The organism is Streptomyces sp. Y20, from assembly GCF_043195475.1.
Lineage (GTDB): Bacteria > Actinomycetota > Actinomycetes > Streptomycetales > Streptomycetaceae > Streptomyces.
The window spans coordinates 662,334-685,326 of sequence record NZ_JBIDDP010000002.1 but is presented as its reverse complement, the minus strand read 5'-3'; the positions used below and the strand labels follow the sequence as shown (position 1 = coordinate 685,326).

The 22,993-nt window shown below is 72.0% G+C and carries 18 protein-coding genes; 10 read left to right on the top strand and 8 right to left on the bottom strand.

Translation table 11 applies throughout. The annotated features are described in order from the left end of the window. Positions 1–314 precede the first annotated feature (314 nt). On the top strand, positions 315–1,196 hold the full coding sequence (gene fdhD, locus ACGFT1_RS07970; RefSeq protein ID WP_373908160.1) for a formate dehydrogenase accessory sulfurtransferase FdhD: 882 nt from the start codon (positions 315–317) through the stop codon (positions 1,194–1,196). A gap of 153 nt (positions 1,197–1,349) precedes the next feature. On the opposite strand, the gene ACGFT1_RS07965 is transcribed toward fdhD, so the two are convergent. Then, on the bottom strand, positions 1,350–1,787 hold the full coding sequence (locus tag ACGFT1_RS07965) for a MarR family winged helix-turn-helix transcriptional regulator (RefSeq protein WP_373908159.1): 438 nt from the start codon (positions 1,785–1,787) through the stop codon (positions 1,350–1,352). Between the two features lie 122 nt (positions 1,788–1,909). Between ACGFT1_RS07965 and ACGFT1_RS07960 the strand changes: the two genes are divergently transcribed. Both ACGFT1_RS07960 and ACGFT1_RS07955 read left to right on the top strand, forming a co-directional pair. Further along, positions 1,910–2,827, top strand: coding sequence for a zinc-binding alcohol dehydrogenase family protein (locus ACGFT1_RS07960; RefSeq protein WP_373908158.1), 918 nt, complete (start codon positions 1,910–1,912; stop codon positions 2,825–2,827). A 115-nt stretch (positions 2,828–2,942) separates the two neighbouring features. Continuing rightward, on the top strand, positions 2,943–4,835 hold the full coding sequence (locus ACGFT1_RS07955; protein WP_373908157.1) for an exo-alpha-sialidase: 1,893 nt from the start codon (positions 2,943–2,945) through the stop codon (positions 4,833–4,835). On the opposite strand, the gene ACGFT1_RS07950 is transcribed toward ACGFT1_RS07955, so the two are convergent. Further along, a complete protein-coding gene (locus tag ACGFT1_RS07950) occupies positions 4,785–5,798 on the bottom strand; it encodes a bile acid:sodium symporter family protein (RefSeq protein WP_373908156.1) in 1,014 nt (337 codons plus the stop codon). The genes ACGFT1_RS07955 and ACGFT1_RS07950 overlap by 51 nt on opposite strands. A gap of 173 nt (positions 5,799–5,971) precedes the next feature. On the opposite strand from ACGFT1_RS07950, the gene ACGFT1_RS07945 reads away from it, so the two are divergent. The 3 genes from ACGFT1_RS07945 to ACGFT1_RS07935 all read left to right on the top strand — a co-directional run bounded on the left by ACGFT1_RS07945 (position 5,972) and on the right by ACGFT1_RS07935 (position 10,343). After that, positions 5,972–6,841 (top strand): LysR substrate-binding domain-containing protein, encoded by an 870-nt coding sequence (locus tag ACGFT1_RS07945; protein ID WP_373908155.1) that lies wholly within the window; start codon positions 5,972–5,974, stop codon positions 6,839–6,841. A 713-nt stretch (positions 6,842–7,554) separates the two neighbouring features. After that, entirely contained in the window at positions 7,555–9,381 is a 1,827-nt protein-coding gene (locus ACGFT1_RS07940; protein ID WP_373908154.1) for a long-chain fatty acid--CoA ligase, read from the top strand. 125 nt (positions 9,382–9,506) lie between these two features. Further along, positions 9,507–10,343, top strand: a complete 837-nt coding sequence (locus ACGFT1_RS07935; RefSeq protein ID WP_373908153.1) for an aldo/keto reductase — start codon at positions 9,507–9,509, stop codon at positions 10,341–10,343. A 91-nt stretch (positions 10,344–10,434) separates the two neighbouring features. Here ACGFT1_RS07935 and ACGFT1_RS07930 read toward each other — a convergent pair whose 3' ends face one another. Continuing rightward, a complete protein-coding gene (locus tag ACGFT1_RS07930) occupies positions 10,435–11,046 on the bottom strand; it encodes a hypothetical protein (RefSeq protein WP_373908152.1) in 612 nt (203 codons plus the stop codon). A gap of 206 nt (positions 11,047–11,252) precedes the next feature. On the opposite strand from ACGFT1_RS07930, the gene ACGFT1_RS07925 reads away from it, so the two are divergent. Further along, entirely contained in the window at positions 11,253–11,948 is a 696-nt protein-coding gene (locus ACGFT1_RS07925; RefSeq protein WP_373908151.1) for a glycoside hydrolase family 75 protein, read from the top strand. Positions 11,949–11,971: 23 nt separating this feature from the next. Here the strand turns inward: ACGFT1_RS07925 and ACGFT1_RS07920 are convergent, their stop codons facing one another. The 3 genes from ACGFT1_RS07920 to ACGFT1_RS07910 all read right to left on the bottom strand — a co-directional run bounded on the left by ACGFT1_RS07920 (position 11,972) and on the right by ACGFT1_RS07910 (position 16,487). After that, a complete protein-coding gene (locus tag ACGFT1_RS07920; RefSeq protein WP_373908150.1) occupies positions 11,972–12,898 on the bottom strand; it encodes a trans-aconitate 2-methyltransferase in 927 nt (308 codons plus the stop codon). 223 nt (positions 12,899–13,121) lie between these two features. Next, the gene (locus ACGFT1_RS07915) at positions 13,122–14,957 is read right to left on the bottom strand and encodes a glycoside hydrolase family 6 protein (RefSeq protein ID WP_373908149.1); all 1,836 of its coding nucleotides are present in this window, start codon (positions 14,955–14,957) and stop codon (positions 13,122–13,124) included. Positions 14,958–14,999: 42 nt separating this feature from the next. After that, entirely contained in the window at positions 15,000–16,487 is a 1,488-nt protein-coding gene (locus ACGFT1_RS07910) for a cellulose binding domain-containing protein (RefSeq protein ID WP_373908148.1), read from the bottom strand. Positions 16,488–16,748: 261 nt separating this feature from the next. Between ACGFT1_RS07910 and ACGFT1_RS07905 the strand changes: the two genes are divergently transcribed. Next, positions 16,749–19,664: a glycoside hydrolase family 48 protein gene (locus ACGFT1_RS07905; RefSeq protein ID WP_373908147.1), complete on the top strand. Its 2,916-nt coding sequence runs from the start codon at positions 16,749–16,751 to the stop codon at positions 19,662–19,664. Positions 19,665–19,831: 167 nt separating this feature from the next. On the opposite strand, the gene ACGFT1_RS07900 is transcribed toward ACGFT1_RS07905, so the two are convergent. Together ACGFT1_RS07900 and ACGFT1_RS07895 are read right to left on the bottom strand one after the other, a co-directional pair. Further along, the gene (locus tag ACGFT1_RS07900) at positions 19,832–20,617 is read right to left on the bottom strand and encodes a methyltransferase domain-containing protein (protein WP_373908146.1); all 786 of its coding nucleotides are present in this window, start codon (positions 20,615–20,617) and stop codon (positions 19,832–19,834) included. A gap of 5 nt (positions 20,618–20,622) precedes the next feature. Further along, on the bottom strand, positions 20,623–20,928 hold the full coding sequence (locus tag ACGFT1_RS07895; protein ID WP_373908145.1) for a 4a-hydroxytetrahydrobiopterin dehydratase: 306 nt from the start codon (positions 20,926–20,928) through the stop codon (positions 20,623–20,625). Positions 20,929–21,079: 151 nt separating this feature from the next. On the opposite strand from ACGFT1_RS07895, the gene ACGFT1_RS07890 reads away from it, so the two are divergent. After that, positions 21,080–21,910, top strand: coding sequence for a helix-turn-helix domain-containing protein (locus ACGFT1_RS07890; RefSeq protein WP_373908144.1), 831 nt, complete (start codon positions 21,080–21,082; stop codon positions 21,908–21,910). Between the two features lie 101 nt (positions 21,911–22,011). Further along, entirely contained in the window at positions 22,012–22,875 is an 864-nt protein-coding gene (locus ACGFT1_RS07885; protein WP_373908143.1) for a helix-turn-helix domain-containing protein, read from the top strand. The last annotated feature ends 118 nt before the right edge of the window (positions 22,876–22,993 follow it).

Sequence of the window (22,993 nt, the reverse complement as noted above, 5' to 3'; positions counted from 1 at the left end):
TCCTCGTGAGGTCCGCGAGGCGCCTGGCCTGCCGGTGCGCGACCGTTCTGGCGGTGGAACGGAAGACGGGTAGGCCCGCGAGTTGCCCATGGTCCGCACGGTCACCCACCGCGGGCGCCCTGGCGGCAGCATTCTCGCCGGTACCCCGGCCCGCCCGCGGGGTACCGGGGTGCCGGAAGCGGCCGCACGCCCGGCGTCCGGGTGCAGGACAATGAGACGGTGAAGGTCGCCTCGCCGTACGACGGCCCGGTGACCCACGGCTGCATCCAGGGCCGTTCCGGCCACCACGTACCGAACCCGGGGCTGATCAGAACATGGGACGAGTCACGGAACGACGCAGGGTCCTCCGCATCCGGGACGGGGCGGTGTCCGCCCGGCCGGACACGCTGGTCGCCGAGGAGCCGCTGGAGATCCGGCTGAACGGCAAGCCGCTCGCCATCACCATGCGCACCCCGGGCGACGACTTCGCGCTGGCGGCGGGGTTCCTGGTGAGCGAGGGCGTCCTGGCCACGGCAGCCGACCTCCAGAACATCGTCTACTGCGCGGGGGCCACCGGGGACGGCGGTGCGAACACCTACAACGTGGTCGACGTGCGGACCGCGCCGGGCGTCACGCTCCCGGACTTCAGTCTCGAGCGGAACGTCTACACCTCGTCCTCCTGCGGGCTGTGCGGCAAGGCCAGCCTGGACGCGGTCCGTACGGCGACCCGCTGGCCGATCGCCGACACTCCCCCGCTACGGGTCACGCCCGAGCTGCTCGCGGGCCTTCCCGACCGGCTGCGCGCGGCCCAGCGCGTGTTCGACCGGACCGGTGGGCTGCACGCGGCTGCCCTGTTCGGCGAGGACGGCGAGCTGCTGGACACCCGGGAGGACGTGGGCCGGCACAACGCGGTCGACAAGCTGGTCGGCCGGGCGCTCCAGCACGGTGGGCTGCCGCTGTCCCGGACGATCCTCATGGTGTCGGGCCGGGCCTCGTTCGAGCTGGCGCAGAAGGCGGTGATGGCGGGCATCCCGGTGCTGGCGGCGGTGTCGGCGCCGTCCTCGCTGGCGGTGGACCTGGCGGCGGAGACCGGTCTGACGCTGATCGGCTTCCTGCGGGGCAGCTCGATGAACGTGTACGCGGGCGAGGAGCGCGTCGTCCTGCGGGAGAGGCGGGAGCGGGAGAGCCAGGAGACCGAGGCCGCCACCCAGGGCTGACCATGCTCCCGGTGGGCGGACCGGCCGGCCGGCGCTCGCCGGCGCCTCTTTTCGCGGGCGCCGACATTCGCGGGCGCCGACATTCGCGGGCGCCGACATTCGCGGGCGCCCCGGTGCCGTCTGCCGCCGTGCCGTCGTGCGGCCGTGCCGCCGTCAGCCGTCCGTGCCGGAGATCCGGACCAGCAGGCCCGTGAACTGCTCGCGTTCGGCGGCCGTCAGCGGCGCGAGCAGGGCGTCGTTGGCCTCGCGGGCCGCCTTTTCGCAGCGTACGAGGAGACGCCCGCCGTCCTCGGTGAGGCTGACGGCGTTCTTGCGCCGGTCGCGGGGGTCGGGGGCGCGGTCGACCAGGCCGCAGGACTGGAGGTCGTTCAGGATGCCGACGACGTCCTTGGGATCGAGGCTCACGGCGCGGCCGAGGTCGGCCTGGGCGACGGGGGCGAGATCGCGGACGGCGGAGAGCACGACGTGGTGCCACATCCGCAGGCCCTCGGCGGCGAGGGCCTCGGCGACCAGGGCGCGGCCCCGCGCGGCGGCCCGGCCGAGCAGCCAGCTGGGGAGGGAGCGGATCGCGGGCAGGGGTGCTTCGGCCATGCCGGAAGCCTAACCGAAGAATCATTGGACATCCCAACGAGATTTCCCTATCGTCGGGGCGTCCCACGATTCCATGGGTGTTCCCAACGATCTCGCCGGGCGTACCCGGCCATGGAGGTGCGATGCGTCGCGTCCGGTACGAGTCCGCCGGCGGCCCCCTGTTCCTGGAGGAGGTCCCCGTGCCCGAGCCCGGCCCCGGGGAGCTGCTGGTGCGCTGCGCGGCCGTCGGTGTCACCCTGCCGGTGGTCCGCAAGGTCGCCGAGGCCGCGGAGCCGATCGCGCTGGGCGGGGAGATCGCCGGCGAGGTGGTCGCCTCCGGCCGGGACGTGACCCGGTTCCGGCCCGGTGACCGGGTGACCGGTCTGTGCTTCGGGTACGGGTACGCCGAATTCGCCGTCCTGCGCGAGGACATGACCTCGCCGGTGCCGGACGGCGCGGACGCGGTCACGGCGGTCGCGCTGGTGCGCGGCGGCCTGGTGGCGCTCGGGGCCCTGGAGGCTGCCCGGCTCGCGCCCGGGGAGTCCGTCCTCGTGACGGCGGCGGCGAGCGGGGTCGGGCACCTCGCGGTGCAACTGGCACGGGCGCGGGGCGCGGCCCGGGTGGTGGGGGCGGTGTCCGGTCCGGGGAAGGCGGCGTTCGTCCGGTCACTGGGCGCGGACGACTGCGTCCGGTACGGGGACGGCGGATGGGGCGAACCCGTCGACTGCGTACTGGACGCCGTGGGCGGTGACCTGCTGACCCCCGCCCTCGCCGCGCTCGCCCCGCACGGCCGCCTGGTCGCGTACAGCTCGGGCGGCGGCACCGTCCGGGCGTACGACCTGCTGGTGGGTGCCAAGTCGGTGATCGGCTTCCAGATGGCGCTGATCGCCCGCAACCGGCCCGAGCTCTACGAGCGTTGGCGGCTGGAGCTGTGGCGGCTGTACACGGAGGGCGCCGTGCGGCCCGCCGTGCACGGGGAGTTCGCCCTGGAGGACGCGGCGAAGGCGCACGAGGTGATCACCACCCGGGCCAACCTCGGCAAGGTCGTCCTGCGCCCGTAAGTGCCCACACGCTTCTTGTGAGGCGCCGCGCCCCCAACTACCGTTGACAGGGCGCAGGTTGGACGTGGGATGTCCGGGTGTCCAGTTGTCCGGCCGAGGAAGGGCAGGTCGCTCCGTGCCGTCAGGTCTTCGCGCCCGTCTCAGATCCGCACTGGCCACCGCCGTCCTCACCACGGGCGCGCTGCTGACGCCGCTCCTCCCCGCTCACCCGGCACAGGCCCACCCGGCGCAGGCCCGGCCGGCCGGCGGTTCCCCGTGGTTCGAGCAGCAGGTGCTGTTCAGAGCCTCCCAGGACCCGGGGTACGCCTGCTTCCGCATCCCGGCGGTCGTGCGGGCGGCCGACGGCACACTGCTGGCGTTCGCCGAGGGCCGGGTCCTCAACTGCGGGGACGCGGCCGACATCGACATCGTGCTCAAGCGGTCCACCGACGGCGGGCGCACCTGGGGCCCGTTGCAGGTGGTCGACGAGGGGGCCGGCGACACCCACGGCAACCCCGCGCCGGTCGTGGACCGTTCGACCGGGCGCGTCTGGCTGGCGGAGACGTACAACACGGGCCGTACGGACAGCGCCGGTTGCTCGGTGCCGTGCGATCGCACCCCCCGTCTGCGGTACAGCGACGACACCGGCCGGACGTGGTCGCCGGCGCGTGACCTGAGCCCGGAGATCCTGCCCGCCGACTGGAACTCCTGGTACGCGACCGGGCCCGTGCACGGCATCCAGTTCACCCGCGGCCGGTACGCGGGTCGCCTGGTGTTCGGGGTCAACGCCGAGACGTGGGACGGCGGCAGGGTGAGCGCCAACCACGCGGCGCTGATCGTCAGCGACGACCACGGGGAGCACTGGCGGATCGGCGCGACCGACGCCTGGCCCGTCGCCGCCGACGGGACCTTCCGGCAGAAGCCCTCCGAACTGACGCTCGCCGAGCGCGGGGACGGTTCGGTGCTGGTCAGCGGCCGGGAGCAGGACGGCACCGACCTCGGCCACCGCACGCAGGCCGTCAGCCGCGACGGCGGGAGCAGCTTCACCGCGCCGTTCCGCGCCCTGCCCGGCCTGTACACCCCGCAGGTGCAGGGTTCGCTGCTGCGCCTGGGCGGCCGCCTGCTGCTCGCCTGCCCCGCCGACCCCGACCGGCGCCGCACGATGATGATCCGCTCCTCCTACGACGGCGGCCGGACCTGGGACACGGTGGACCGCGGCACCGTGGTCACCACGGACTGGTCCGGCTACTCCGACCTGGTGCGCGTCGACCACGGCACGGTCGGCCTGCTGTACGAGGGCGGCGCGGTGGACGCGCGGGACGAGATCCGTTTCGCCCGCTTCACCGAGGACTGGCTCGCACCGCGCCGCGGTCCCGACCCCGTCACCGCCGACCGCGCCCACCGCGCCCGCCCGGCCGCGGTGCTCGGCGGCGCGGAGGAGACGGACGGGGTGTCCGGGGGCGCGCTGGAGTTCGACGGCACCGACGACGCCGTGCGCCTGCCGTACCGCCCGGAACTGCCTCTGGGAGAGAAGGACTTCACGGCGTCGCTGTGGTTCCGGTACACGGCGGCGGCCGGGGAGCAGCCGATGCTGTGGATGGGCGGCATCGGCACCGGTCAGCCGCAGGTGTGGGTGCGCGGCGAGCCGGCGAGCCACCGCCTCCAGGGGCTGGTCACCGTGCGCGACGGTGCCGGTACGCCGCAGACCGCGTACGTGCGCACGGACACCGCGTACAACGACGGCCAGTGGCACCACGCCGTGCTGCGCCGGGGCGCCGGCAGGCTGTCGCTGTCGGTGGACGGCGCCCGGTCGGACGTCGCCGGCCCACCGGGCTCCGTCAGCCGTAACTCGCCCTTCGGCGTCCACCTCGGTCAGCGCATGGACGGCCGCGCCTTCTTCACCGGCGCGCTGGACGAGGTGCGCGTCTGGGACCGGGCGCTGACCGACGCGGAACTGGCGGATCCGCGGGTGCTGCGGTCAGCGCGGGACACGGTCCTGTGGCTGCCCCTGGACGACGTGCGCGGCTGACACCCCGGCCGGGTCCGCGGCCGGCCGCGGATCGCGGGCCCGGCGTTTGGCGATGACGGCGCACACCATCAGCTGCATCTGGTGGAACAGCATCAGCGGCAGCACGGCCAGGGAGGCGTGGGCGCCGAACAGGACGCTCGCCATGGGCAGTCCCGAGGCGAGGGACTTCTTGGACCCGGCGAACTGGAGGGCGATCCGGTCCTCCCGGCCGAAACCGAGCGCCCGGCCGCCGTACCAGGTCAGGGCCAGCATCACGGCCAGCAGGACGGCCTCGACGGCCAGCAGGCCGGCCAGCCGCACGGCGCTGACCTGGTGCCAGACACCCTGGTTCACGCCCTCGCTGAAAGCCGTGTACACGACCAGCAGGATGGAGCCGCGGTCGACGAGCCCGAGCACCCTCTTGTGCCGGGCGACGAAGTCCCCGATCCAGCGCCGCAGCAGTTGCCCGGCGAGGAACGGCACCAGCAGCTGCCCCACGATCTTCATCAGCGAGTCCGCGGAGAAACCGGCCTCGCCGCCGAGCAGTCCCGCCACGAGCAGCGGGGTGAGCACGATGCCGGCGAGGGAGGAGAAGGAGCCGGCGCAGATCGCCGCGGGCACGTTGCCGCGGGCCATCGAGGTGAACGCGATCGACGACTGGATCGTGGACGGCACCAGCGTCAGGAACAGCAGGCCCTGGTAGAGCGGCTGGGTCAGCACGGCCGGCACGAGCCCGCGCGCGGCGAGCCCGAACACCGGGAACACGACGAAGGTGCAGATCAGGACGGTGAGGTGGAACCGCCAGTGGGTGAGTCCGGCCAGCGCCTCCCGGGTGGACAGCCGGACGCCGTAGAGGAAGAACAGGAAGGCGATCGCGGCCGTCGAGGCTCCCGAGGCGACGTCCGCGCCGGTGCCGACGGCCGGGAACAGCGCGGCGAGGCCCACCGTCGCGAGCAGCAGCACGATGTACGGGTCGATCGGCATCCAAGCCGGCCAGCGCAGGCGTTTCACAGTGCTCCGGTGTGCTGTGCGTGTGTCGTCCGGTCCCGGGCCCGCAGGCCCCTGCACCATCGTGCCCCGCCTGCGGTCGATCGGGAAACCCGTACACCGTGCTGACAGTCATCATGATCGGCGATGACCGGGACTAGGCTCGGGGTGTGTACGAACCGACGCAGCTGCGCACCTTCCTGGCGGTCGCCCAGACACTGAGCTTCACCCAGGCGGCCCGGCGGCTGGGACTGCGCCAGTCCACGGTCAGCCAGCATGTCCGCCGGCTGGAGGACGCGGCCGGCCGGCAGCTGTTCTCGCGGGACACGCATGCGGTGGAGCTGACCGAGGACGGCGAGGCGATGCTGGGGTTCGCCCGCCGGATCCTGGCCGTGCACGAGCAGGCGACCGCGTTCTTCACCGGCACGCGCGTGCGTGGCCGGCTGCGCTTCGGCGCCTCGGAGGACTTCGTCCTGACCCGGCTGCCCGAGATCCTGGAGGCCTTCCGTTACGACCATCCGGAGGTCGACCTGGAGCTGACGGTGGAGCTCTCGGGCACCCTGCACGAGCGACTGGCCGCCGGGAAGCTGGACCTGGTGCTGGCCAAGCGGCGGCCGGAGGATTCCCGCGGCACGCTGGTCTGGCGCGACGACCTGGTGTGGATCAGTGCCGAACGGCTGCGCCTGGACCCCGACCGGCCGGTCCCGCTGATCGTGTACCCGCCGCCCGGCCTCACCCGGGCCCGGGCGCTGGAGGTGCTGGAGCGGCAGGGCCGGCAGTGGCGGATCGTGTGCACCAGCGGCAGCCTCAACGGGCTCATCGCCGCGGCCCGGGCCGGCCTCGGTGTGATGGCCCACTCCCGCCGGCTGATCCCGCCCGGCCTGTTCCGGCTGCCCGAACGCTCCGGCCTGCCCGAACTGGGAAAGGTGGACTTCGTCCTCGTCCACGGCAGCCGCCCGAGCGGGACGGAGGGCGCCGCTGACGCCCTGGCGGCGGCGGTCCTGGCGGGCGGGGAGCGACTGCGGCGACGGAGCGGGTGACGAGGGGCCGGGCGGGACTCCGCGTCGTTCCCGATGCCGGCGTACACCGCCGGCGGCGATCAGCGCGGACGGGCGGCGTTCGACCGCGGACCCGGAACGGCCGGTGGCGGGCGATTGACCGCGGACGCCGGAACGGGCGGTGGCGCGCGGGAGCTCCGGGCAGGTGGCGCGGCCGTCGGTGGTCCTGGCCGAGGCGTACGGCGTCCCGCGGAGCGGCGACCGGCAGGACGCCCTCCGCGCGCAGGCGGTGGTAGCGGCAGGGGGCAGGGTGCCAGGGCGCGGAGCGGACACCGGGTGGGGGCCGGCCCCCGGACGCACGCCCGACGCGGGACGGTCACGGGCCGCGGGTCCCCGGGCCGCCCGACCCCAGCCCGCCGCCCCCGGCCCGCCCCGGCCACTCGACCCGCCCCCGGCCGCCCAAGCCCGGCTCCGGGCCGCTGAGGACCAGGCCGCCGAGTCGTCCGGGCGCTCGGGGGGCCGTAATCGGCCGGTACAGATTCGGTGGAGATTACGGTACCGAAACTTACTGACCCGTCAGTATTGTGTCCGGCCCCTACCCATGTGCGGGCATTTCGCGGCCCCCGGCCGGGGAGAACATGAGGTTTGCTACGTTTCCGTACCCCTCCCGCATGCCGGACGGTTGGGGTAGCTTTCACGGCCTGACGGCGGTGTGCCGGCCAACGTCACTGAGGCGCGAGACACAGGGAGCGAGGTTGCGCGAGTTCACCAACCCGCCGCTGGAGACGCCGGTGCCGGTCGGCGGCCTGGCGGATGTCGTCTTCGAGCACGCGGTGACCGACCCGCTGCACATCGCCCTCGGCCGCAAGGACGCCTCCGGGCAGTGGCGGGACGTGACCGCCGCCGGGTTCCGCGACGAGGTCATGGCGCTCGCCAAGGGCCTCCTCGCCCGCGGGGTCCGTTTCGGCGACCGTGTGGCCATCATGTCCCGCACCCGCTACGAGTGGACCCTGTTCGACTTCGCCCTGTGGACGATCGGCGCCCAGGTGGTGCCCGTCTATCCGACGTCCTCGGCCGAGCAGTGCTTCTGGATGCTGCACGACGCCGAGGTCTCCGCGGCGGTCGTCGAGCACGAGGACCACGCCATGACCATCGCCACGGTCATCGGCCGCCTGCCCCGGCTGCGCGAACTGTGGCAGCTGGACGCCGGCTGCGTGCAGGAGCTGTACGACGCCGGGGCGCACCTGGAGGACGAGGTCGTGCACCGGCACCGGCAGGCCGTCACCCCGGACTCGGTCGCCACGGTCATCTACACCTCGGGCACCACCGGCCGGCCCAAGGGCTGTGTCCTCTCGCACGGCAACTTCATGTTCGAGGCGGACACCGTCATCCGGCGGTGGGAGCCGGTGTTCCACTCGAAGAAGGGCGACGAGGCGTCCACGCTGCTGTTCCTGCCGCTGGCGCACGTCTTCGGGCGCATGGTGGAGGTCGCCGCGATCCGCGGCCGGGTCCGCTTCGGGCACCAGCCGCAGCTGAACGCCGCCGCCCTGCTCCCCGACCTGGCCGCGTTCCGTCCGACGTTCATCCTCGCGGTTCCCTACATCTTCGAGAAGGTGTTCGGCTCCGCTCGCCGCAAGGCCGAGAAGGACGGCCGGGCCGGGGCGTTCGACAAGGCCGTCGACATCGCCGTCCACTACGCGGAGGCCGTCGAGGCCAAGGCCTGGGGCACCGGACCCGGCCCGTCGGCTGGGCTGCGGATGCAGCACCAGCTGTACGACAAGCTGGTGTACGCGAAGATCCGTGCCGCGATGGGCGGCCGGCTGCGCAACGCGATGTCCGGCGGATCGGCGATGGACCGCCGGCTGGGACTGTTCTTCGCGGGCGCGGGCGTGCAGATCTACGAGGGCTACGGCCTGACCGAGTCGACGGCCGCGGCGACCGCCAACCCGCCCGAGCGCACCCGCTACGGCACCGTCGGACAGGCCGTCCCGGGCGTCACCGTGCACATCGCCGACGACGGGGAGATCTGGCTGCACGGCGGCAACGTCTTCCAGGGCTACCTCAACAACCAGAAGGCCACCGACGAGACCCTGCACGACGGCTGGCTGGCCACCGGGGATCTGGGTTCCCTGGACGCGGACGGCTATCTGACCATCACCGGCCGCAAGAAGGAGATCCTGGTGACCTCCGGCGGCAAGAGCGTCTCCCCGGGCGAGCTGGAGGAACGGGTCCGCGACCACCCGCTGGTCAGCCAGTGCATCGTCGTCGGCAACGACCGCCCGTACATCGCCGCCCTGGTCACGCTCGACCAGGAGGCGGTCGCCCACTGGCTCCAGATGCGCAACAAGCCGAGACCGGCCCCGGCCGAGCTGGTGCGCGACGCGGACCTGGAGGCCGAGGTGCGGCGGGCGGTGGTCGCCGCGAACACCCTGGTGTCCCAGGCCGAGTCGATCCGCACCTTCCGCATACTCGCCCAGCCGTTCACCGAGGAGCACGGCCTGCTGACGCCGTCGCTGAAGCTGAAGCGCAAGGCGATCGAGAAGGCGTACGAACGCGAGGTCGAGGCGCTGTACCAGGCGTGAGGAGCCGTTGCGGGTGTGACGTGGGACATGGAGGGGATCGGATCGCGTGGTCAGGAATGCATGGCAGCCCGTGATCGTTGAGCATGTCAGTACCACCTGTCGACAAACGAAGGATCAAGAGGCTCGTGAGCAGCAAGGTCCCCCCGATCATCCTCAACAACGGCGTCGAGATGCCCCAGCTGGGTTTCGGCGTCTGGCAGGTGCCGGACGACGAGGCCGAGCGGGCCGTCGCCACGGCGCTCGAGGCCGGGTACCGCAGTATCGACACCGCGGCGATCTACGGCAACGAAGAGGGCACCGGCAAGGCCATCGCCGCCTCCGGCCTGCCCCGTGAGGACGTCTTCGTCACCACCAAGCTCTGGAACAGCGACCAGGGGTACGACTCCACGCTGCGCGCCTTCGACGCGTCGCTGGAGAAGCTGGGTCTCGACTACGTCGACCTGTACCTGATCCACTGGCCGCTGCCCTCCCGGGACAAGTACATCGACACGTACAAGGCGTTCGAGAAGCTGCACGCGGACGGCCGGGTTCGCGCCATCGGCGTCTCCAACTTCCTGCCCGAGCACCTGCGCCGGCTGACCTCCGAGACCTCCGTCGTCCCGGCGGTCAACCAGATCGAGCTGCACCCGCATCTCCAGCAGCAGGCCGTCCGCGAGTTCCACGCGGAGCGGGGCATCGCCACCGAGGCGTGGTCGCCGCTCGGCCAGGGCAAGGGCCTGCTGGAGGTGCCGGCGGTGGTGGCGATCGCGCGGAAGCACGACCGCACCCCGGCCCAGGTCGTGCTGCGCTGGCACGTGCAGCTCGGCAACATCGTCATCCCGAAGTCGGTGACGCCGTCCCGGATCAAGGAGAACATCGAGGTGTTCGACTTCAGCCTGGACGACGAGGACCTCGCGGCGATCAGCGCCCTCGACGAGGACCGGCGTCTGGGCCCCGACCCGGCCGCCTTCGACATGGCCTGATCTCCCGGATTCCCACGGACCGGGCCGGCACCGGACCGCAGTGCACACGGCCGTGTCCGGGTCCGGGTCCGTCCCTGCGCCGTCCTTGCGCTCAGTCCAGGCGCGCGTCCGCGTACACCACCTCGAACTCCTCCAGGCCGACCACGTCCACGTGCGCCTTCGCCGTGGCCGCGTGGCGCGCGCCGGCCATGGCCGCGCGCGAGGCGGCCAGGCAGGTACGGTCGGTGAACAGGGCGCCGGCGACGCCCCGGCCCGCCACGCGGTCGATCAGCAGCGAGATCCTGGCCAGCCCCGGGAGGGATTCGGCCCGGGGCACCACCGTCGACCGGAACGTGTCGATGACCAGGTCACCGTCCGGGGGGTCGAACTCCAGCCGGGTGACACGCAGTCCGCCGCCCTGGAGGGGATGTGCGAGGTGGTGGACCACCGCGGCCTCGTAGGCGGCGACCGCGACCGTTCCCGCGAAGGGCTCCAGGAGTCCCGCGCGCCGCTCGCGCATCACCTCGTCGCTGTTGCGGCGCGCCTCCTCGGTCTCCCACCAGCTCGCGGTGAAGATCTTGCCGAGGACCCGGTCCGCGAACACACTCGCCCCCCGGTATCCGGGGCGTTCCTCCAGCAGGTCCCGTCCCTCGCTGTTCAGGGACCGTAGGGCCGTGCCGAGCAGGGCCGGATCGCCGGTCGCGTACACCGTGCGCACGAACATGAGCCTCGCCTCCCGAGGGCTGCGGCCGCCCGGCACCGCCGGACAGGTGCGGCACATCCGACACCTCCAGTCTCACGGGTGGGGGGAAACCCGGCAATGCGCACGGGATTCAGCCGTTCGCCACTCACGGGTTGACGCGGGCATGGCGCCCGGGCACGGTGGAGGGCGTCTGGTAAGGAAACTTTCCTAACAGAAGGGTCCCTCCCATGCGCCTACGCTCCCTGACCCTGGCCGCGGCCTCCGGCACCGCTCTGCTCGCCGCCGGACTCCTGCCCGCGCACGCCTCCGCCGCCCCCACGCCCAGGTCGGCACAGGAGGGCACGGTCAGCGCCGCCGACCTGCTCTCGAAGGTGACGTCCTGTTCACAGGTCTCCAACGGCAAGTACCAGACCGACGAGGAGACGTCGGCCACCGTTCCCGTGTGCGGCAAGAACGGCGCGGTGTTCTGGAAGGCCGACCTGGACATCGACTGCGACGGCCAGCGCACCACCAACTGCAACGAGGACCGCGACCCCTGGTACCAGGACGACACCGCCTTCCACCAGTCCGACGGCAAACCGCTGAAGGCGGAGACACTGCCGTACGTCGTCGTGCCCAGCACCAGCGGCATCTGGAACTACTCCAACGCCGGCATCAAGGGCGGCGGCGTGGTCGCCGTCATCTACAACAACAAGGTCGAGTACGCCGTCGTCGGCGACACCGGCCCCACGAAGATCATCGGCGAGGCGTCGTACGCCACCGCCAAGGCGCTCGGCATCGACCCCGACCCGGCCACCGGCGGCGCCGACTCGGGCGTGACCTACATCCTGTTCAAGAACTCCAAGGTCTCCCCCATCGAGAGCCACAGCGCCGCGGTCACCCTCGGCAACCAGCTGGCCCAGCAGTTCCTGTCGAACAACTGACACCACCCGCCGGTGACGGGGTGTCAGACGGGCCGTACGCCGGCGTGCACCGTGCAGGCGCTCAGGACGAACAGGTCCGGCCGCAGGTGCACGCCCGCCGGGTCGGCCGGGTCGAGCAGCCGGTCGAGGGTGGCCCGGTCCCCGGCGTCGAGGGCGTCACCGACGCCGTCGCGCAGCCGGGACAGGTGCGCGGCGACGTAGGCGCGCGTCCGGCCGGCGGCCGGGGCGGGCAGGTCGAGCAGGAAGGTGCGGGTACGGGTGCGCCCGAGGCCGGCGGCCCTCAGCAGGGCGGGCCAGTCCTCGGTCTCGGCGGCCGAACCCGGCAGGTCGGCACGCATCCGCGCGAACCACTCCTCCTCCAGCGCGTCCAGGCGCGCCTGCAGTCCGGGACGGCCGATGCCGATGTCCCGGGGCAGGAAGCGTGAAGGCAGGCCCCCCTCGAGCAGGGCCAGCGTGCCGCCGGGGGCGAGCCGCCCGGCGAACGCCGTGAGCCCGGCACGCTGGTCGCCGAGGTGGTGCAGGCTGCGGCTGGCCCAGAGCAGGCCGGCCGGCCGGTCCAGCTCGTCGAGTACGCCGGGCAGTTCACCGGCGAGGGTGCCGAAGCGGCCGGCGACGCCCTGGCGGGCGGCCCGGGCCCGGGCGCGCTCCAGCAGCGGTGCGGCGCCGTCGACGGCGACGACCCGGGCGCCGGGGAACGCCTCGGCGAACAGGCAGGAGACGACTCCGGGGCCACTGCCCGCGTCCACGATCAGGCCCGGCTCGGCCACCTCTTCCGCGAGCCACGCCATGGCCTGCTCGTACACGGGGGTGAACAGCTCCGCCTGTGTCTCCAGCAGGGGGCCCAGCTCGTTCCAGTCGAGGTCCGTGCCGTGCCCGTGGCCGTGGCCGTGCTGATGGGCGGTGCCGTGGTGGTCCTGGCGGTCGTGGTGGTCGTGGTGGTCGTGCGCCATGGTGGTCAGCCTCTCTTCCGGGTGCGGTCAGCGTGCGACGGCACACCGGACGAGGGCCACCCGCGTTGCCGGTACGGCAAAAAACGGGTGCGCCGCCGGGGCCCGGCCGATGAGACCGGATCCCGGCGGATTTTCACCCGGCTAGGATCTTTCGTTCGAATCAGGCCGGATCAGGAAGCGTCTGCCAGGGCCCGCGAGCCGGGCATGATCCGAACGTCAGGCCCTAGGGAAGCGCCGGGTAGGCGTTCTGCATCAGCTGCTGGAACTGGGCGGAGAACCAGTGCCCGGCCAGCGGCGCGTTGGGCAGCGCGCCCGAGGGGTTGTTGCCGTTGCGGCCGTTGCCGCCGTAGGTGGGGTCGCACATCCGGTCGAAACCCTTGCCTTCGTCGTTGTCGATGGCGGAGCTGGCGCCGTCCGACTCCCCCGGGGGCTTCACCCACACGTAGGCGTCGATCCCGGGCGCGGGGGCCGCGGTCGGCCGCTCACCGAGACCGGCACCGCTCTGGTTGCACCAGTTGCCGACGTGGATGCGCCGGTCGATGCGGCTGCCGTTGACGTAGTCGTCCACGGAGGTCAGCGGGCCGGACTTGGTGGGCCGGGCGGCGCCGCCCCAGCCGTTGCGGGAGGTGTCGATCAGCATGCCGAGACCGGAGTTGAAGCCGACCGAGACGAGCTTGTCCCGCAACCCCTGGGCGAAGGACTGCTCGTCCACGTACTGGTTCCAGTCCACCCACTTCGACTGGCGCACGGTCTGCCCGTTCACGCTGTCGGTGACCTTGAAGTACGGCTCCTTGGTGGCGCTGTAGTTGGCGGTGTTGACGATGAAGCCGGTGACGTCGTTCACGCTGGCGCCGTTGGTCGTGGCGACCTTGTAGAACTCCTGCGCGGCGGGACCGAGGTTGGTGTCCCAGCCCAGCCAGCCGTGGTGGCCGGCGTCGATGTAGTTGTAGACGTTCGGGATGGCGCCCAGCTTGTCCAGGGCGTAGCTGACGCCCTTCTCGTAGTTGCCGTTGGCCTTCATGGTCGCGCAGGCGTCGGTGCTGCCGGCGGTGCCGCCGGCGTTGGTGGTGAGGTTGGGCAACGAGTCGGGTTCGATGACGGTGGCGATGCGCAGCCCCGCGTACTTGGCGTCGGCCAGGATGGACGCGATCGGGTCGATGTACTGCGACTTGTACTTGTCGATGTCGTTCGGACCGAGTTCGCCGTTGGAGGCGAGGGCGGCGCAGTCGCGGCCGGGCAGGTCGTAGATGACCAGCTGGACGACGAGGTTGCCGGAGCCCTTCTGCTTCAGGGCCTCGTCCAGATGGGCGCGCAGGCCCATGCTGCCGCTGACCCCGTTGATGGTGGCGATCCGGTCGAGCCACACCGCGGTGGGCTGGTTGGCGACGCGGCTGCCGCCCGGTTCCGCGGCGGCCCTGGCGGACCACTCCGGGTTCACGTAGACCTTGGCGCCGGTGTAGGGGTTGTCGGCGCGGCTGCCGGTGTCCCCGCCACCCCCTCCGCCGCCCGTACTGCCGCCGGTGTCCCCGCCGGTGCTGCCACCGGTGTCGCCGCCGGTACCGCCGCCCGTGCTGCCACCGGTGTCCCCGCCGGTGCCGCCCCCCGTGCCGCCACCGGTGCCGCCACCGGTGCCGCCGTCGACGTTGCAGGTCACGCCGTCGAGCGTGAAGGTGGCGGGGACGGCGTTGGTGCCGCTGTAGGTGCCGTTGAAGCCGAAGCTGACGGAACCGCCGGTCGCGAGCGAGCCGTTGTAGCTCTCGTTGGCCGCGGTGACCGCGGTGCCGCTCTGGGTCAGCTTGGCGTTCCAGCCGCTGGTGACCTTCTGGGTGCCGCCGTACGACCACTTCACCGCCCAGCTGGACTTGGCGGCGGCGTTGTTGGTGACGGTCACGGCCGCGGTGAAGCCGGTGTCCCACTGGTTCTGGATCTTGTAGTCGACCGTGCAGGGCACGGCGGCGGCGGTGTCGGCGGAACCGGCCGGCAGGGCGGCGAACGCCGTCCCGGAGGCTCCGGCGAGCAGGCCGAGGGCCACCAGCAGTGTTGTTCGGGTACGGCTCATGGGTGCGGGTTTCCTTCTTCCGTGGTGTGCGGGTGCGGGTGCTTACGGGTTGAGGGCGCGCAGGTGGTCACGCAGCCCGGCGCCGTAGGCGGTGGGTGTGCCGTCGTAGGCGGAGATGAGGGACGGCCCGGAGGAGCAGTCCCAGGTGTTCCAGGTCCAGCCCAGGTAGGACAGGTCGCGGTCGTCGAACCACTTCATGACCTGGTCGACGAACCCGTGTGAGCAGGTGTTCTCACCGATCTCCCCGGCGATCAGCGGCACTCGGGCCGCCACCGGGGCGAGCGTGGAGTTCCAGCAGCTCTCGGTCGAGCAGGTGTTGAAGTTGTAGACGTGGTAGGCGGCGGCGAGATTGCCGGCCGGGTCGGTGGGCCGGTACGCCGTCCACTGACTGAGATCGTTGGAGTAGGCCAGACCGCCGGCCATGATGACGTTCTCGGCTCCGGTGCCGCGGACGCTGTCGACCAGGTCCTGCATGCCCGCTACCTCGTAGGAGATCCCGGGGCAGGTGCCCCCGTCCCGCCAGCATGTCCAGGCGTCCGTGGCGGTGCTGGTCGCCCGGTCCGGGTACGGCTCGTTGAACAGGTCGAACACGGCGGCCCGGTCGTCCTTGAAGGTGTTCGCCACCGACGCCCAGAACGACGGGCTGTACCGCATGTCGGGCATCGGCTTCTGGCAGGTGGCGTGCACGTCGGAGCAGCCCGCCGAGTTCCCGGTGTATTGGCCGTAGGTCCAGTGCAGGTCCAGGATCGGCGTCATGCCGTGCGCCTCGACGCGGGCCACCAGCTCCTTCACGGCGGTGATGTAGTTGGCGCCGGCGTACTCGGGTTTGACGTTGGCGAGACCCAGCCAGCACTCCTCGTTGAGCGGGATGCGGACCGCGTTCGCCTTCCAGCCGGCGATCGCCTTGACGGCCGCGTCGTCCACGGGGCCGTCCCAGATGCCGTAGCCCTGCACGCACATGAACTCGCCGCCGGACCGGTTGACGCCGAGCAGACGGCGGGTCCTGCCGTCCGCGTCCACGAGATCGCTGCCGGAGACGCGCAGTGCGGGCGCGGTGCCGCCGGACGGGGGTGGCGTCGTCGGTGGCGGGGTCGTGGGGGGTGGGGTCGGTTCGGTGTCCACGTTGCAGGTCGTGCCGTTGAGCTGGAACACGGTGGGGGTGGCGTTGCTCCCCGACCAGGAGGCGAGGAACCCTGCGCTGACGCTCGCGCCGGTGCCGAGCCCGCCGTTCCAGCTCTCGCTGGCCGCGGTCACGGTGGTGCCGGACTGGGACCATGAGGCGTTCCAGCCCTGGGTGACCTTCTGCCCGCCGGCGAGGTCGAAGGTGAGCTTCCAGCCGCTCAGCGCGGCACGGTTGTTGGTGATCCTCACCGACCCCTGGAAGCCGTTGTCCCACTGGCTGGTGACGGAGTACTCCACCGAGCACGCGGGCGTGGCTCCCTGGGCCGACACCACCGGGACGACGACGCTCGTGACGAGCGCGATCGCACCGGAGGCGGCTAAAAGTACTGAACGCGGGGGGTGTCGCATGAGCGACTCCTTGCAGTTTGGCGCGCCGTGACGGACGCGTCGACTGAACGGAATCGCTCCCACTGGTGCGATGGAAGGTAGCGCCAACTCGCGTCTGTGCCCAGGGGAGTTGCTCGACTTTTCTACGACCGGTCCTGTCGAATCTTTTCGACTCTTCAAGCATCTTGACCGCCCCCGTCCGCATCCCCACTATGGGAGCGCTCCCACTGGTTCAAGCCTTGACTCTCCCCGAGCCGCACGCCGCAAGGAGGAACCAGCACCATGGATCCCGGACGCAAGAGCAGAGCCGGGCGGCGGTTGTGGACCGCGGTCGCCGCCGCGTTCGCCCTGCCGCTGTCGATGCTCGCCACCGGCACGGGGACCGCGCACGCGGCCACCGTGCAGTGCAGCGTCGACTACAAGACCAACGACTGGGGCTCCGGCTTCACCGCCGAGCTCACCCTCACCAACCGTGGCACCGCCGCCCTCGACGGCTGGACGCTGACCTACGGCTACACGGGCAACCAGAAGCTGTCCAACGGCTGGAACGGCACGTGGTCCCAGTCCGGCCAGACGGTCACCGTGAAGAACGCCTCCTACAACGGCACCGTCGCCGCGGGCACCGCCGTCACCACCGGCGCCCAGTTCACCTACAGCGGCACCAACACCGCCCCCACGTCCTTCGCGGTCAACGGCACCACCTGCACCGGCGCCCACCAGCCGCCGGTGACCGTGCTGACCAGCCCGAGCGCGGGCGCGGTCTACACCCAGGGCGAGGCGGTGCCGCTCGCGGCGACCGCGGCGGCGGCCGACAACGCGACGATCAGCAAGGTGGAGTTCTACGACGACACCACGCTGCTGGGCACGGACACGAGCGCGCCCTACTCGCTCCCGGTCTCCGGCCTGGCCGCGGGCAGCCATTCGCTGGTGGCGAAGGCGTACGACAGCCTGGGCGCGTCCGCCGCGTCCACCCCCGTGGGCATCACGGTCGCCTCCGGTCCCGCCGTGGTCGCCTCGCCCTCCCAACTGGGCGTGCAGCAGGGCAAGTCGGGTACGTTCTCGGTGAAGCTGTCGACGCAGCCGAGCGCGAACGTGACGGTGAGCACGGCCCGTACCGACGGCAACACGGGCCTGTCCGTGACGGCCGGTTCCTCACTGACCTTCACCCCGTCGAACTGGAACACCGCGCAGCCGGTGACCATCACGGCGGACTCCTCCGGCACCGGCGGGGCGACCTTCACCGCGTCGGCCACCGGGCACACCAAGGCGACGGTCACGGTCACGGAGCTGCCCGCGTCGAAGGCGTACGACGCCCGCTTCCTGGACCTGTACGGAAAGATCACCAACCCGGCGAACGGCTACTTCTCCCCCGAGGGCATCCCGTACCACTCGGTGGAGACACTGATCGTGGAGGCCCCGGACCAGGGCCATGAGAGCACGTCGGAGGCGTACAGCTACCTGCTGTGGCTCCAGGCGATGTACGGCAAGGTCACCGGTGACTGGTCGAAGTTCAACGGCGCGTGGGACGTCATGGAGAAGTACATGATCCCCACCCACGCCGACCAGCCGACGAACTCCTTCTACAACGCCTCCAAGCCGGCGACGTACGCACCCGAGTCGGACACGCCGAACGAGTACCCGGCGAAGCTCGACACGTCCGTGCCGGTGGGCACGGACCCGATAGCCGGCGAGCTGAAGAGCGCGTACGGCACGGACGACGTCTACGGGATGCACTGGATCGAGGACGTGGACAACGTCTACGGCTACGGTGACGAGCCCGGCAAGTGCGAGGCCGGGCCTTCGGCCACCGGACCGTCGTACATCAACACCTTCCAGCGCGGGCCGCAGGAGTCCGTCTGGGAGACGGTGCCGCAGCCGACCTGCGACGCCTTCAAGTACGGCGGGAAGAACGGCTACCTGGACCTGTTCACCGGCGACTCCTCCTACGCCAAGCAGTGGAAGTACACCGACGCCCCGGACGCGGACGCGCGCGCCGTGCAGGCCGCGTACTGGGCGGACGTGTGGGCGAAGGCGCAGGGCAAGGGCGGTGACGTCTCCACGACCGTGTCCAAGGCCGCGAAGATGGGCGACTACCTGCGGTACGCGATGTACGACAAGTACTTCAAGAAGATCGGCAACTGCGTCGGACCCTCGTCCTGCGCCGCCGGCACCGGCAAGGACGCCTCGCACTACCTGCTGTCCTGGTACTACGCCTGGGGCGGCGCCAACGACACCGGCGCCGGCTGGGCCTGGCGGATCGGCTCCAGCCATGTCCACGGCGGTTACCAGAACCCCCTGGCCGCGTACGCGCTCAGCTCCTACGCCGACCTGAAGCCCAAGTCGGCGACCGGCGCGTCCGACTGGGGCAAGTCGCTCCAGCGGCAGCTGGAGTTCTACCAGTGGCTCCAGTCGTCCGAGGGCGCGATCGCGGGCGGCGCGACCAACAGCTGGCAGGGCCGGTACGCCACCCCGCCGGCGGGCACGTCCACCTTCTACGGCATGTACTACGACGAGGCGCCCGTCTACCACGACCCGCCGTCCAACCAGTGGTTCGGCTTCCAGGCGTGGTCGATGGAACGGGTCGCCGAGTACTACCAGCAGACCGGGAACGCCCAGGCGAAGGCGGTACTCGACAAGTGGGTGAAGTGGGCGCTGTCCAAGACCACGGTCAACCCGGACGGCACCTTCAAGATCCCCTCCACCCTCCAGTGGTCGGGGCAGCCCGACACCTGGAACGCGTCGAGCCCCGGCTCCAACAGCGGGCTGCACGCGACGGTCGCCGACTACACCGAGGACGTCGGCGTGGCCGCCGCGTACGCCAAGACCCTGACGTACTACGCCGCCAAGTCCGGTGACGCGACCGCCAAGTCCACGGCGAAGGCGCTGCTGGACGGTATGTGGAACAACCACCAGGACAGCCTGGGCATCGCCGTCCCCGAGACCCGCAGCGACTACAGCCGGTTCAACGACAGCGTGTACGTGCCGAGCGGCTGGACCGGCACCATGCCGAACGGCGACGCGATCAACTCCTCGTCCACGTTCGCCTCGCTGCGGTCCTTCTACAAGAGCGACCCGAACTGGTCCAAGGTCGAGGCCTACCTCAAGGGCGGCGCCGCGCCCGTGTTCACGTACCACCGGTTCTGGGCCCAGGCGGACATCGCCATGGCCATGGGCTCGTACGCGGAGCTGCTCGAATAGTCCCCGCTGACGCTCCGCGTGCACGGCCCCGTCACCGGACGACGGGGCCACCCGGCCGGGCGGCCACCACCCGCACAGGTGGCCGCCCGGTCCGCGCGTCCGCACGCCCCCGAACGCGCCACGATCCCCCGTGGCGTCCACCCTCTTCCCGGGGCCGCCCCGGTCCGTCAATTTCCGTCGCCCACAGGGAAGTCGCCGGGTCGTTCGTGGGCCGACGGTTTCCGGAAGGCCAGTAGGGCGAAGCGCGGGTCGGGGCGCGGGCGGTCCTGGTCCGGGAGTCCGGCCAGGCGTGCGGCGAACTCCTCGGTGCGCGGCTCGCCCGGCGGCAGCAGGGTGAACCAGCCGCGGCGCAGGTCGGCGATGGTGCTCCGGGGGCTGCGGCCCTGTCCCGCGCCGCGGAACGCGGTGCGGCCGGCCGGCCGGAACCCGTGCCGGGCGGCGTGGGCCGTCACGACGCCGGACGCGTCCGCGGCGGGGTGGCGCGGGCGGGCGGCGAGGACGGCGTCGATGTCGCTGCCGACGTCGTGCGCGGCGGCCTTGTCCACGGTGGTGACGTACACCCCGCCGGGCCGCAGCACCCGCGCGCACTCGGCGACCACCGCCCGCACGTCCTCCGGGTCGTGCAGCAGGTGCAGCAGCCAGACGGTGACGACGGCGTCGAAGGTGCCGGCGCGGAAGGGCAGCCGGCGGCCGTCGGCCCGGACGATCGCGCCGGGCAGCCGGGCCGCGGCCCTGCGCACCATGGCCGGCGTGCGATCCGCGCCGGTCACCCGCAGTTCCGGACGGACGGCGGCGAACCGCCGGGTCACGATCCCGGTGCCGCAGGCGATGTCGAGGAGGCGGCCCGGGCCGCCCGGTATCAGGCCGAGGACGGCCTCCGCGGCAGCCGCGGCGCGGGCCTCGCCACCGCGCAGTGCGTCGTAACGGCCGGCTTCCTTCTCGTAGTCCAGCACATCGCTCAGTGTGCTCCGTGGCCCGGCGCGATGTCCTCCACCCTGCGGGCGAGAGCGAAGTCCTTCGCGGTCACGGCGCCGCCCGCGCTGTGGGTGTGCACGGCGAGGGACACGGTGTCGTAGCCGAGGGTGAGGTCCGAGTGGTGGTCCAGCTCGTCCTGGACGGCGGCGATGTGCACGACCAGCACCGCCGCCGCGACATGCGAGGGGAGCCGGTAGGAGCGGGTCAGCCGGTCGCCCTCGGCCGACCAGCCGGGCAGCTCGGCGAGCCGGTCCTCGATCTCCTGCTGCGACAGCGGTTCCACGGCCATGGCCGGGGCTCCCTTCGTGAGGTGCGGTGTGCCGGACACGGGTCCGGCGGTCCAGCGTGCCACGGGGGCGGGGTCGCCGGTACGGCGACGCGTCGGGCCCGGCGCGTCCGCCACTCGATGCCCTCCGTCGTCCTCGACTAGGGTCGGCGGTATGACGATCGTCGCGTCGAGCCCCACCGCCTCCGCCGCCGCCCTCCCGGGCAAGGGGGTCGGGCCGTTGCTGCGCGCCTGGCGCGAGCGGCGGCGGATCTCCCAGCTGGAGCTGGCGCTGCGCGCCGACTCCTCCGCCCGGCACATCAGCTTCATCGAGACCGGAAGGTCCCGGCCGAGCGAGGAGATGGTGCTGCGGCTGGCCGAGCGACTGGACGTGCCGGTGCGGGAGCGCAACTCCCTGCTGCTGGCGGCCGGTTACGCCCCGCGCTATCCGGAGACCCCGCTGGACGACCCGGCGCTGGACGCGCTGCGCGACGGCATGGAACGCCTCATCCGGGGTTACGAGCCCTACCCCGCGCTGGTGGTCGACGCCGGGTACACGGTCGTCGCCGCGAACCGGGGCATCGCGATGCTGCTGGAGGGCGTGCCGGAGGAGCTGACGGCGCCGGCGCCGAACGCGATGCGGCTGACCCTGCACCCCGAGGGGCTGGCGCCGCGCATCCGGAACCTGCGCGAGTGGCGCGGGCACCTGCTGGCGCAGATGGAGCGGGAGATCGCCCTGCACCGCTCGGACCGGCTCCGCGCCCTGTACGAGGAGGTGGCGGCCTACCCGGTGCCCGAGGAGCCGCCCGGGGCCGAACCGGCCGAACGCGTCCCGTACTTCGCGCTGCCCCTGCGCATCGAGCACGGCGGCCGGATCCTGTCGTTCGTGTCCTCGATCTCGACGTTCAACACGCCGATGGACGTGACGGTCGCCGAACTCGCCATCGAGACGTTCCTGCCGGCGGATCCGGCGACCGCCAAGTACCTGCACACCCTGGTCGGTTGAGCCGTCCTCCCGGCAGCCGGCCGCCCCGGGGAAGGGTACGGGACGGCGGCACATGACAGACTGCTGCCCGCGTACGTCGATGTGCAGGGGAGGGGCGTGGCGTGAGTGAGCGGCGGGCTGCGCCCACGGTGGGTCAGGTGGTGCTCGGCAAACGGCTGCAGGAACTGCGCGAGGCGGCGGGGCTCAGCCGTGAGGAGGCCGCCCGCGTCCTGAGGGTGGCGTCGGCGACCGTACGGCGGATGGAGATGGCCGAGGTCGCGCTGAAGATCCCCTACGTGCAGGTGCTGCTGTCCACCTACGGGGTGTCCGGGGAGGAGACCGATGCGTTCGTGCGGCTCGCCGAGGAGGCGAACCAGCCGGGCTGGTGGCAGCGCTTCCACGACGTGCTGCCGGACTGGTTCAGCCTGTACGTCAGCCTGGAGGGCGCCGCCCGGATCATCCGCTCCTACGAGCCGCACTTCGTGCCCGGTCTGCTCCAGACCGAGGCATACGCGCGCGCCGTCCTGGAGGCCGGGACGATCGGGCAGACCTCGCCGCAGACGATCGAGCGGCATGTGTCGCTGCGCATGGAACGGCAGCGGCTGCTGGAGCGGGACGACCCGCCCCACCTGTGGGTGATCATGGACGAGACGGTGCTCAGGCGCCCGGTGAGCGCCCGGCCCCAGGTGATGCGGGACCAGCTGGACCGGCTGCTGGAGTACGGCGAACGGGACCGCGTCACGCTCCAGATCGCCGAGTTCGCGGCGGGCCCCCACCCGGGGACGTACGCGCCGTTCACACTGTTCCGGTTCGCCGAGCCGGAACTGCCGGACATGGTGTTCACCGAGTACCTGACCGGAGCGCTCTACCTGGACTCGCGCCGCGAGGTCGCCACGCACCTGGAGGTGCTGGACCACATGACGGCCCGGGCCGGGTCCGCCCGTCGCACCCGGGAGCTACTGCGGGAGTACCGCGACCGTCTCTGAGCCCGCGGGCCCGTCCGGTGTGACCCGTACGGGTCCGGTGACGGGTGCGTTCCAGGACGCGGCCCTAGGTTCTGAGTGCGGGGGCGGACCGAGGGAGCGCATGTGACCGACACGCAGA